8 protein-coding genes are annotated in these 8,024 nt (G+C 37.5%); 1 reads left to right on the top strand and 7 read right to left on the bottom strand.

Features of this window, described 5'->3' with window-relative positions; genetic code table 11:
* From PHP06_08540 to PHP06_08550, 3 genes are all read right to left on the bottom strand, one after another.
* Positions 1-443: hypothetical protein (locus PHP06_08540; protein MDD3840604.1), on the bottom strand; the 443-nt coding region annotated here is incomplete at its 3' end.
* A gap of 390 nt (positions 444-833) precedes the next feature.
* Positions 834-2,021 carry an N-acetylglucosamine-6-phosphate deacetylase gene (gene nagA, locus PHP06_08545; protein MDD3840605.1) on the bottom strand — a complete coding sequence of 396 codons (1,188 nt, stop codon included), beginning with the start codon at positions 2,019-2,021 and terminating at the stop codon, positions 834-836.
* A 230-nt stretch (positions 2,022-2,251) separates the two neighbouring features.
* On the bottom strand, positions 2,252-2,941 hold the full coding sequence (locus tag PHP06_08550; protein MDD3840606.1) for an L-ribulose-5-phosphate 4-epimerase: 690 nt from the start codon (positions 2,939-2,941) through the stop codon (positions 2,252-2,254).
* Positions 2,942-3,346: 405 nt separating this feature from the next.
* Between PHP06_08550 and PHP06_08555 the strand changes: the two genes are divergently transcribed.
* A complete protein-coding gene (locus tag PHP06_08555) occupies positions 3,347-4,189 on the top strand; it encodes an EAL domain-containing protein (GenBank protein ID MDD3840607.1) in 843 nt (280 codons plus the stop codon).
* Between the two features lie 26 nt (positions 4,190-4,215).
* Here PHP06_08555 and PHP06_08560 read toward each other — a convergent pair whose 3' ends face one another.
* From PHP06_08560 to PHP06_08575, 4 genes are read right to left on the bottom strand one after another with little or no spacing between them, the layout of a single operon-like run.
* A complete protein-coding gene (locus tag PHP06_08560; protein ID MDD3840608.1) occupies positions 4,216-4,782 on the bottom strand; it encodes a glycerol-3-phosphate responsive antiterminator in 567 nt (188 codons plus the stop codon).
* A gap of 15 nt (positions 4,783-4,797) precedes the next feature.
* Positions 4,798-5,190 carry a DUF1667 domain-containing protein gene (locus PHP06_08565; protein MDD3840609.1) on the bottom strand — a complete coding sequence of 131 codons (393 nt, stop codon included), beginning with the start codon at positions 5,188-5,190 and terminating at the stop codon, positions 4,798-4,800.
* Between the two features lie 16 nt (positions 5,191-5,206).
* A complete protein-coding gene (locus PHP06_08570; protein ID MDD3840610.1) occupies positions 5,207-6,460 on the bottom strand; it encodes an NAD(P)/FAD-dependent oxidoreductase in 1,254 nt (417 codons plus the stop codon).
* Positions 6,457-7,920: an NAD(P)/FAD-dependent oxidoreductase gene (locus PHP06_08575; protein ID MDD3840611.1), complete on the bottom strand. Its 1,464-nt coding sequence runs from the start codon at positions 7,918-7,920 to the stop codon at positions 6,457-6,459. Before PHP06_08575 ends, PHP06_08570 begins: the two co-directional genes overlap by 4 nt.
* Positions 7,921-8,024 lie beyond the last annotated feature (104 nt).

The following is an 8,024-nucleotide window of genomic DNA, read 5'->3' on the forward strand; positions in this document are numbered from 1 at the left end:
CCTACAATCTGGCTTTCTTTTGGTCTTAAGTCTTCGTCTATTTCACTATAAAGGAACTTTTTACATGCATGCATGAATCCTTGAGGATAATTTTCAGGTGCTATATTCCCGTCTTGATCTGCCCATTCATCCATTATAAATACATGCATATCCTTACAGTTAACTCTGAACTTATTTATAAGGTATGCAACTTTCTTATATTGCGGTGCAGGGTTAGGCAATATAAATACGACTTTTTCACCCCGGTCTGAAGCATCTTTTATCCTCTTGAACATATCTGTCACCATGATAAACTCTAAATAATCATCGGGAACTATCTGGATCTTAAAGTCGGGATTAGGATGCTTATCCATATCCTCTCGCTTTATGTTTCTTATCCTTTCTAGTTCTTTTACATCACGGAAAGGTATGAATTCCGCTGGCTTAAATTTGAATTCTTTCATTTGTTATTCCTCCTCGCATTATTTTTGTTTTATGATTCTAATTTTTAAAATCTCCAATTAACATTTTGTTATTCAATAACCAAACGGTTGTTTTTTGTTGTTAACAATACCAGCATTGCTTTCAATCCACAATTCTCATATGTACCCTTTTTATATTGCTAACTAGATATATTATATAACAAATAGCTACTCATGTTAAATAAAAAATCAAATAGCACATTAAAGGAGTTACCGGCTGAAAATTAATTTCATCCTGCTGTGCTGGCAAAATACACTATATGATAAGGATTATGAAAATTTAAGCTAACATTCCCCATATTATTATAGCCGATTTTGCAAAAAATACTTTCTATTTTCTCATACTAGGGTAAATATTTTAAGAAAACTATTTTATTCTTGCTGATAACGAAGATTACCCATTACCCAGCATCCTACAATATCCAATTCATCATTCAGCATAACCATATCAGCATCGTAACCTTCTTGGATAAATCCCTTATTGTTTTGTAGTCCTAAAACTCGTGCAGGATTTGAAGATGCCATAGCAACAGCCTGAGGTATATCTACATCTAACAGTCTTACAGCGTTCTTGACAGCTTTGTCCATCGTAAGACCACTTCCAGCAAGAGCACCGGGATATTTGGTGTTCTCTCCCATTCGGGCAGGTCCGCCTTCATAAAGAACATCTACTTCAGTACCTCCTAAACCCTTGTAATGTCCTGGAGGTAGTCCTGCATTTATATTTGCATCAGTTATGAGACATACTTTTTCCTTGCCTTTACAGGCTAATGCCATTTTTACCGCTACCGGATCCACATGCTCACCATCCAGTATGAAATCTACACTGGTTTGTGGACTTGCAAGGATGGCTTCTATTGTACCGCAGCCTCTAACGCCCAGCTCCTTATCACCAATATAGGGAAAAACATTGTAAAAATGTGTAGCATGTGTAGCTCCTGCTTGGATAGCTTGTTGGGTCTGCTCAAGAGTGGCAGCTGTATGGGTGATGAAAGCAGGATATCCTTGTTTGGTCATGTAGGGTATAAGCTGTATAACACCTTCCACTTCAGGTGATATAGCAAACAACACTTTGTATGGTGCTGAAGCTTCTATAAGCTGTTCCACCCTTTCCCGACTTTTGTTCTTGGGAATATTTGAAATAGCACCTGTCAGTGCGAGGTAATGGCCTTCTAAAAAAAGTCCAAGGATGGATGCACCTTCTGCTTTTGCACGTGAAAGTGAAGCCAAAAGCTCCAAGTCTTCCTCTTCCGAAGATTTAGGACATATCGCCGGGAGAAATCCTGTGACTCCGTACTTAGGCAGGATGCCAGACATTCCCTCTAGATCCTCCCTACCATCATCTACTAAAAGTTCACTTATGCCGTGAATATGCATGTCGATATACCCTGGTGCTAGGTACATGCCTGAAGCATCTATCTTTTCATCTGCATCCATATTTTGCCCTTGACTATAAGGCATTATTTTCTCAATTTTACCATCAACACAGTATACAGAATGTTTTTCCATTATGTTATCTTTCATTATAACCTTTGCATTGTTTATTAAAACCTTACTCATACCATATCTCCTTTATCTAATTTTTATAATTCCCCAACATTTGCCAGTATGATATTTCAATCTTATTTGATATATCATACTTACATTTCCCGTATTAATTACAATTGTACCTAGTTCTCATATTTATAACTTTTAAATTATTACCCCCTTACAAACGGTTGTTTTATATGTATTATTCTACACAAGTCAGGAAAATCCTTTTAAGATAACATATATTCTTGTATTTTATATTATTTATTCTGTCCATAATAAGCATTCTTACCATGTTTTCTAATAAAGTGTTTATCCAAAAGGCATCTATCCATCTTTGAGTCCGGATTCAATACATAGGTATTCAAGTTCATCTTACATATCTCTTCTAAAACCACCGCATGATATACTGCTTGGTCCACATCCTTTCCCCAAGTAAAAGGACCATGATTGTTTACCAATACCCCAGGTATATGCAAAGGATTTTTCTCTTTAAATGTCTCTATTATTACTTTTCCTGTGTTCACCTCATAATCCCCTTCAATCTCTTGCCTGGTCATCTTTCTGGTGCAAGGAACCTGACCGTAAAAATAATCAGCATGGGTGGTCCCTAGAGCATCTAATCCTCTTCCAGCCTGAGCCCAGCTGGTGGCATAACAGGAATGGGTGTGCACTATGCCTCCTATACCTTCAAATTCTCTATACAATACAAGATGAGTAGGGGTATCCGATGAAGGATTCAACTCACCCTCTACCTTGGTCCCCTGTAAATCAACTACCACCAAATCTGACACTGTAAGTTCATCATATGCAACTCCACTGGGTTTTATAACCACCAATCCTTTGCTCCTATCAATCCCACTGGCATTACCCCAGGTATATGTAACCAATCCTTTTTTGGGAAGCTCTAAATTGGCATTCAGCACTCTTTCTTTCAATCCTTCGAGCATTTCAATCTACCCCCTTTCTCTCTATATAATGATTGTTTCTATCGTATAAAAATACTATTCATCGATATATAATTCTACATAAAAAACAAAAATCCCCCCTTGTTTTAATATTAAATATATAATATTTATCTACCAGGCACATCGATATAACAGGAGTTTTAGAATCTCTCTTTCTGTAAAAATCTTTTATACTATTTAGATTTACGTTATTTCATGCTCTTTCGACAAATATATAATATTTCCATGGTATATTTTTGTATAATAATTTCATTATCGATGATATAATAAAAGTAATATAAATAAAAACCGACATATTCCGATAATAAGTATGTATAAAAATTCATAATAAAATCTCATAAAAATTGTATCAAAATCTATAACATAAAAGGAGAATAACGATATAAGATGACTTCCCTGATAGCAAGCACTTATCAAATAGCACACATAGATTTTTTTAAAAATATCTATGATAAACTGATAACTGGAATAAAGTCAAATATTAAATATAACGGGAAGAAGTATAAAGGCGGGCAGCTATTTTTAGTATACCAGCCAATAATCGAGACTAATACATATACTACAATATCTTTAGAAGCCCTTTTAAGATGGAAACACCCGAGAAAAGGCATTATAGGTGCTTTAGAGTTCGTACCTAATATAGAAAAAGATGGATCGATAGTTCAAATAGGAGAATGGGTCCTCAAACAATCATGCAAACAAATTAAAGAATGGCATAATAAAGGTTTTAAAGAGATAAGCATTTCAGTGAACATATCTCCAGCCCAATTGCAGCAGCATGATTTTTCTCAAATGGTAGAAAAAATATTGAAAAATAATAATGTTGATGCAAAATATCTTTGTCTGGAAATAACAGAACGTTGCCTCTTGGGCATGTCCTGTATAATTCAAAAAAATATTGATCATCTAAAAGGTATGGGAGTAAAGATAATAATAGATGATTTTGGAATAGGAAACAATACATTTAAAAATTTAATAGATTACCAATTTGATGGTTTAAAAATAGACAGAAGCTTTATACGCCATATAGACCTTGATACAAACCAAGCGATAGTGGATACAATTCTCGCCCTAGCAGATAGGCTTGATTTGACTATTACAGCTGAAGGGGTGGAAACTTCAGAACAGCTGGAATACCTGGTGCTGGGAAAATGCCCCAGGGTACAAGGATATTATTTTTGTAAACCATTGGAAGCTAAAAAAGTAGAGCATTTTTTGAAAGGCCGGTAGGATTTACACCGGTCTTTCAATCATATTCATTCATGCCACAACTGTTGACTGCTGGTAGAAGCTGCAATAGCACCTGCCTTAAGTATATCGATTATATGTTTTTTTGTAGTTATCATACCACCGGCTATTATAGGCTGATAAATTCTGGACCTTATTATGTTTACAGCCTCTGGAACCAATCCTGGCATTACCTCCACAAAATCCGGTCTAGAAGAATTTATAAGCTTTATTCCAGTTTCTATTGAAGAAGAATCAACTAAAAACATCCTCTGTACTGTCAATAATCCCTCATCTTTGGCTAGTTTGAGGAGATGACTATGTGTGGATATCAATCCATCCGGCATTATCCTTTTAGCCATATATTTTACACCGCCTGCATCCTTACCTATGCCCTCGGTTAAGTCCAGATGTATAAAAACTTTTTTTCTATTCTTCTTAACCTTGGCAATTTCATCTTCCAATTCTAATATGTTCCCTTTGAGTATAAATATAACCCCTGCCGGCGACTCTATAGCATCATCAATTTGCCCCTTGTTTCTAACGGCAGCTATAACAGGATTTAACTCCAGTTCCTGAATAATCGATTGTTTCACTTGTTCCTCCTTTTATCAACTGGCGCTATCGGACTTATAAGTTTGATTTGGATTTTTTTCAGATACTTCTCGTGTTGCTATAATGTCTACCCCTGTCCCCGCCACATTTGTGATAAGCACATCCCCTATCGATACAGGTGCCTTCACAATAAAGTTTACCAATTCCTTTAAAACATCCGGGATTCTACTCCTGTCTACGGGATTTTTGGTTTTTACAGATACAGTACAATAATTCCCTCCTTGGACAAACACTGAAGATGTAACCAGCCTTTGGGGACAGGTGAGTTCTTCTATAGCGTACTTTTTACCTCTTTTACATCCAAAACCTGATATACTAAAGTCCTGATCGATATTTTCCTCTATCTCTATATTACACCCCTTGGGACATAGTATGCAAACTAATTCCATTTATTTATCATCCTCCTCACTGTTGTATACGCAGTTCTAAATCACTATATATATCTATTTGTTCAATGATATCGCTGTTTAGCGTTATCCTCTGCATTTCCCCGGGAACAGCTTTTATAATTTCATTGCTCAAAAGTATATTATCCCCATTCATCAACTGAATTTTCCCATCTGTATACACCTTATCCACCCTGAAATACAAATCAACAGGCTTTAACATGGTAATGCTATGGGGCACCGAACACCGTATTCCCTCTCCGGGATTGATCTTTAAATTTACATTTTTATGTTGCCCCTTCTTTATATATAGCGCCGCCCCCTGGCCTGCTATCTTGGCTTCTGTACTCACATAATCTACAAGGTCATGTACCTGTAAAACATTCCCACATGCAAATATCCCCGGTCTGCTTGTATGCCTATATTGATCAACTATAGGCCCTCCGGTATTGGTATCTATATCTATACCTGCTCCCTGGCTCAGTTCATTTTCCGGAATAAGACCTACAGACAATAGCAAAGTATCACATTCTATATACCTTTCAGTATCTTTTATCGGTTGCCTTTTATGGTCTACTTTAGCTACAGTAACACCGGTCACTCTATCATGTCCATGAATATCTACCACAGTATGGTTAAATTTTAAGGGAATATGGTAATCTGTCAGGCATTGGCGTATATTTCGTGCAAGACCTGTAGAATAAGGCATTATCTCACATACCATCTTAACCTTTGCACCTTCCCATGTAAGTCTTCTAGCCATTATCAACCCTATGTCCCCTGAACCGAGAATCACTACCTCCCTGCCCGGAAGATATCCCTTTAAATTTACTAATTTTTGCGCCATGCCTGCAGTATATATACCTGCAGGTCTTAATCCGGGAATCTTCAATGCACCTCTAGTTCTCTCTCTGCAACCCATGGCTAAAATCACTGCTTTAGGCTTTATAGCGAAAACTCCATGATCGGGATTGATACACATCAAGCTGTTATCATCCTTTATCTCTAGAACCGTTGTATTTAAAAAATATCTTATATTACTTTTTTGTATCTGATCAACAAATTTTTGAGCATATTCAGGGCCTGTAAGCTCCTCTCCAAACCAATGAAGCCCAAATCCATTATGAATGCATTGATTGAGTATACCCCCAAGATGCTCATCTCTTTCCAGTATAACCACATCTTTTATACCGCTGTCTCTACATGAAATGGCGGCCTCCAATCCGGCAGGTCCTCCTCCGACCACTGCAACATCTACTTCTTTATATATCATCTTAAAACTTCACTCCTCCCAAAAGGCTGCTTTATCCTACTCGAGACAATCTTTGAATCCCCACCATTTTTAGTAATTTCATCAATAGGTATACCACATTCCCTCTCCATTATCTCCATAATCCTTACAGTACAAAAACCTCCCTGACACCTGCCCATCCCTGCTCTCGTTCTACGCTTCACTGCATCCAACGTCCTAGCAGGCACAGATCTTGCAAGTGCATCCACTATCTCACCTTCTGTTATATTCTCACATCTGCATACTATTCTTCCATACTTTTCATCATGGTGTATCATCTGCTGTCTTTGGACATCGTCCATACATCTAAACTTTAGGATAGCTTTTCTGAAAGGATTAAAATCCTTTTTCTTCGCAAGCCCTCCCACCATATTTTCGAATATAGATAAAACTTCTCTAGCTATAGCCGGAGCTGCAGTCAATCCGGGAGAACAGATACCTGCTACATTTATAAGACCTTTTGATTTTTCAGATTCCTTTATAATAAAGTCACCTCTATCCGAAACAGCCCTCACACCTGAAAACACCCGTATGACGCCTTCCCTCGGAAGAGTAGGTATAGATTTTTTACCCATTTCATATACGTGTTCTAATGCTTGTGAGGTAGTTGAAACATCGGACTTTTCTCTTACATCATCAGCACTAGGTCCGTTGAGCAAATTCCCATCCACTGTAGGGGCTACCAGCACTCCTTTTCCCATTCGATTGGGAGTATGAAAAAGTACATGATTTACAAGTTGCCCATATTTCTTATCATATAAAATATATTCTCCCTTCCTAGGGATAATCCTAAAAGGTTCCCCTCCTGCCATACCATTTATTTCATCGCTGTGTGCCCCTGCACAATTTATCAAATATTTGGTGCTGAAAATGCCTTTAGGAGTTTTTATTGAAAATCCCAAGCTATCATTTCTCTGTATTTGTATGACAGGACTTTCCAGGTAAAGCTGAACACCATTTTCTACCGCATTCTCCATCATTCCTATGGTCAACTCGTAGGGACAGGTTATACCTCCGGTAGGTGCCCATAAACCGCCTTTAATAGTAGGGTTCACATTAGGCTCCATCTGTATTATTGCTTTGGTAGGTAATATCTCCAATCCTTTTACCCCGTTTCTCTGCCCTTGTTGCATAAGCTCATCCAGCACTCTCATATCCCGATGATCAAATGCCAATACAATCGAACCTATCCGTTTAAATGGAATATCTAACTCCTTTTTCAATTGATCATATAACGAGTTGCCTGCCACATTTAACCTTGCCATGTTGCTGCCGTGCATACAATCATACCCTGAATGGACTATTCCACTATTGGCACCACTGCTACCCATCGCAACATCTGACTGGGCCTCCAACACTCCTACTTTTAATCTGTATCTGGATAATTCCCTGGCTATACCTGCCCCTATTACCCCAGCACCTATTATGAGCACATCAAACATCAGCATTCCTCCTTATAGCAATAAAAAAGCCGAATAAATCAGATTATCCCTAATCCAATTTATTCGGCTCTCTAATCTCATGCCATTTATTTTCTTTTATATAT

The sequence above is a fragment of the Clostridia bacterium genome, from assembly GCA_028698525.1.
Lineage (GTDB): Bacteria > Bacillota > Clostridia > JAQVDB01 > JAQVDB01 > JAQVDB01.

What these genes read in the sequence shown, in the direction of transcription:
- nagA (MDD3840605.1), bottom strand. Translation starts at nt 2,021, where the DNA reads ATGAGTAAGGTTTTAATAAACAATGCAAAGGTTATAATGAAAGATAAC.
- PHP06_08550 (MDD3840606.1), bottom strand. Translation starts at nt 2,941, where the DNA reads ATGCTCGAAGGATTGAAAGAAAGAGTGCTGAATGCCAATTTAGAGCTT.
- PHP06_08565 (MDD3840609.1), bottom strand. Translation starts at nt 5,190, where the DNA reads ATGGAATTAGTTTGCATACTATGTCCCAAGGGGTGTAATATAGAGATA.
- PHP06_08570 (MDD3840610.1), bottom strand. Translation starts at nt 6,460, where the DNA reads ATGATATATAAAGAAGTAGATGTTGCAGTGGTCGGAGGAGGACCTGCC.
- PHP06_08575 (MDD3840611.1), bottom strand. Translation starts at nt 7,920, where the DNA reads ATGTTTGATGTGCTCATAATAGGTGCTGGGGTAATAGGGGCAGGTATA.
- PHP06_08555 (MDD3840607.1), top strand. Translation starts at nt 3,347, where the DNA reads ATGACTTCCCTGATAGCAAGCACTTATCAAATAGCACACATAGATTTT.